Raw genomic sequence first — 3,229 nt, 5'->3', positions numbered from 1 at the left:
CGTAGGTTCAAATCCTACTCCCGCAACCAACTCAAGCGAAGACGCACTTTCTTCAAGGCCCGCCAACTCGGCGGGCTTTGCTTTTTTGAGCATTTCCAACAGATTGCCTTGCAGATCCATCCGGTGCGCCTGATCCCAGCTGACCACGATCCGGTCGATCATTCCGCGCAGTTCATCGGCTGCGCGCCCGATAACCCCCTCAGTCTGCAACGTCTGTGTCAGGTTGTCGATCAGCTCCCGATAGAGCGGCGAGAGGTCTTCGGGGAGTTGCGGCGCCTCGGCTTCAAGCACGGCGACCGCCGCAAGCTTCTCGGACAGGGACTGTTCGACCTCCTTCAGTCGCTCTATCAGCGTCGGGTGGTAGCTGTCCTCGACTGCGCGAACAAGGTTTTCGCGCTTGCCTTCGATTTCCGCAATCTGCGTATCGAGCAGCACCTGTTCCTCCTGCTTCGCACCTCCCAGCGTCGCCAAGTGTACCTGGAGACGCTCCCGAAAGGTCTCGTAGTCCTCGTCAGTCATTATCAGATCCCGCAGCGCTGCCAGCACGGTCGGCGTCGCCTTGGCGATCTTGAGCCCCGGCATGCCCTCGCATATCGTCGCTCCCTTCTCTTTGGCATTGGCGCAATAGTAGGCCTTGTATTTACCGCTGCCCGCCACCGTCATGTTGCCACCGCAGCGACCGCATTCGAACAGGCCCGACAGCAGGAAGCGCCGGCGCCTGAAATCCCTGTTCATCGAAAGATCATTCCGCGAGCCGGGATCCGTTTTCCCGTAGCGTGCGCGCTGACGGGTCTGACGGTCCTTGACCGCTTGCCAAAGCTCATCTTTGATGATGCGCAGATGCGGGACCTCTGCCACGCTCCACTGGGCCAGAGGATTGAGCCGTGACACCCGCTTCCCGGTCTCGGGGTCCTTGGAGTAGCGCAGCCGATCCCAGACGCTGCGTCCGATATAGAGCTCGTTGTTCAGGATGCCATTGCCACGATCCGGGTTGCCGTTGATGGTGGTTTGCCGCCAATGAGAGAATTTCGCATTCTTCCGCGGTTTGGGAGCCGGGATGCCATCCTTATTCAGACCGGCCGCGATCTTGATGGGTGACTTGCCTGCGGCATATTCTCGAAATATGCGCCGCACAACGAGCGCCTCCGTTTCGATGATCTCAAGCTGACCTTTGTCGATCACGCCCTCCGGCGTCCGCCGGACGCGATAACCGTAGGCCTTGCCGCCTGCATTCAACCCGTCGGCATGCTTGCCTTCCAGGCCCCGCTTCGTCCGTTGGGCAAGATCTTCCAGATAGGTTGCCGCAATGAGGGACGACAGACCCAACGTCAGCGAATCCATGCGGCCACGGGAGGTGGTGTAGATCTCTGCCTCGGCGTGTTTCGTGCGATTGTAGAAGCCGTGCAACTCTTCCTGATTGCGGCTGAGTCGGTCAATGTTCTCGACCAGCACGATGTCGCAGGCTCTGGCCTTGACGGCCTCCAGCAGGCTCTGCAGCCCGGGGCGGTCCTTGCGCGTGCCGCCGAGCGCACACAGGAGCAGGTCGATCGCTGGAAGGCCGAAGAGGACGCCGCCAAGGCGGCTGCGGAAGAAGCAGCCGCTCAATCCGCTCCCGACGCCGAAAACTGATCACTCCGCCAACATCAGTATTCTTCGCTTGAGTTCAAAACCTGCTCCCGCAACCAACTTACTACACAATATCAAACACTTAAAGCCAGACCCAATCAGTCGGGATTTTGCTTATGCGGTTTACATCAACACCACCTCAACGTTTGGCGAGTGACCTGCCCACCACGAAATCCCTCAGCCTAATGTAGAGTCTGCCCCAAACACGCAGGAGCAGACGAATGAGGAAAAGCCGTTTCACCGAGGCGCAAATTATCGGGATAATTAAGGAGCAAGAGGCTGGGATGCCGACGGCTGAAGTGTGTCGCAAACATGGTCTTAGTTCCGCCACGTTCTACAAGCTGAAAGCTAAGTATGGCGGCATGGAGGTGTCCGATGCCGCGAGGTTACCTATGTCGCGACGTGGCAGGGGTTTGTGTATGTGGCTTTCGTCATCGACGTCTTTGCCCGCCGCATCGTTGGGTGGCGCGTCAGCCGCACAGCAACCGCTGGGTTTGTCCTCGACGCTTTGGAACAAGCCATTCATCAACGCAGACCTGCACACGATCAACTGGTGCACCACTCGGATCGCGGATCGCAATATTTGTCTATCAAGTACACTGAACGGCTGGCAGAGGCGAAGATTGCCCCATCTGTCGGCAGCGTTGGAGATTCCTATGACAATGCCCTGGCAGAAACCATCAACGGGCTGTTCAAAGCCGAGGTCATCCACCGGCGCGAGCCATGGCGCAGTTTCGACGCCGTGGAATACGCGACATTGCAATGGGTCGATACCGGCGTTGTCGAAGAAACGCCTGAGTTCAACAACCGCCGCCTGCTCGAGCCCATCGGGAATATCCCGCCAGCTGAAGCCGAGGCAAACTTCTACGCAGCTATGGAAAGATCAGACATGGCCGCGTAACTAAGACAAATTAGCCTCCGGCAAACAAGAGGCGGTTCAGGACGAGAGATGGCCGCGTTCTCATCCTGCGTCTTGCGCCCGCTTGAGTGGGCGGGGTTGCTCGTCCAGACCCGTGAAGAGCGCGAGGGCAAGCATGTGCACCACGTCTTCAAGACGCAGCTCTGGCGCAGCGCCCTGAAATTGGACACCGACGACATGCTGCAGCCGGTTTCAGTTCAGTGAGGAAACCGCGTGCACTGCCGCAAGCCGACCTTCGAGACCAATGCAGCAAAGGTCAGTTTCGAGCCCAAGGTAACGGATGCTGCGTGATGCATGGATGTCCGCTATCGCGGTCGATGCAAGAACCTTCAATAACTTCTTGGGTTTTGAACGGGGTATGTGGCAGCTTCAAACAAGGTGCTTTGCGGACGTGCCAAAAAGGAGCGTTTCTGGCACTGGTGACCTGCAGCGCAGTGCGATCAACAGCAGAGCGAGGCAATTTAGCTCTCAGCGTGAAGTTACTTCTCTGTCACCCTGCGCGAAGATCCGCGCCCAGCCGCCCCTGCGGTCCAGAATGCTGACAACCCTGCCGCGCGGCCCCCGCCAGGGCGAGGCTGGCCCAGAACACGAGCTATGCGGGATTCTGGGTGATGCGGCCTGATCAAGCGGCGCGGTTTTCGGCATTGGTTGCGGCGACACCGTCGGTGAATGTGACGCCTTCGA

The 3,229-nt window shown here is 58.7% G+C and carries 1 protein-coding gene and 3 pseudogenes; 3 read left to right on the top strand and 1 reads right to left on the bottom strand.

Annotated features, from left to right (window positions below):
* Nucleotides 1–1,605: recombinase family protein (locus tag B8991_RS20840; RefSeq protein ID WP_084355196.1), on the bottom strand; the 1,605-nt coding region annotated here is incomplete at its 3' end.
* A gap of 242 nt (nt 1,606–1,847) precedes the next feature.
* On the opposite strand from B8991_RS20840, the pseudogene B8991_RS20835 reads away from it, so the two are divergent.
* The 3 pseudogenes from B8991_RS20835 to B8991_RS20825 form a co-directional block, all read left to right on the top strand.
* Nucleotides 1,848–2,015, top strand: a pseudogene (locus tag B8991_RS20835) (transposase); the annotation flags it as partial.
* Nucleotides 2,009–2,527: pseudogene (locus tag B8991_RS20830) on the top strand (DDE-type integrase/transposase/recombinase); the annotation flags it as partial. The pseudogenes B8991_RS20835 and B8991_RS20830, both read left to right, overlap by 7 nt.
* Nucleotides 2,528–2,569: 42 nt before the next feature.
* Nucleotides 2,570–2,749, top strand: a pseudogene (locus tag B8991_RS20825) (hypothetical protein); the annotation flags it as partial.
* Nucleotides 2,750–3,229 lie beyond the last annotated feature (480 nt).

The organism is Primorskyibacter flagellatus (assembly GCF_900176485.1).
Taxonomy (GTDB): Bacteria; Pseudomonadota; Alphaproteobacteria; order Rhodobacterales; family Rhodobacteraceae; genus Primorskyibacter; species Primorskyibacter flagellatus.
This window is presented reverse-complemented; position numbering and strand designations above follow the sequence as displayed.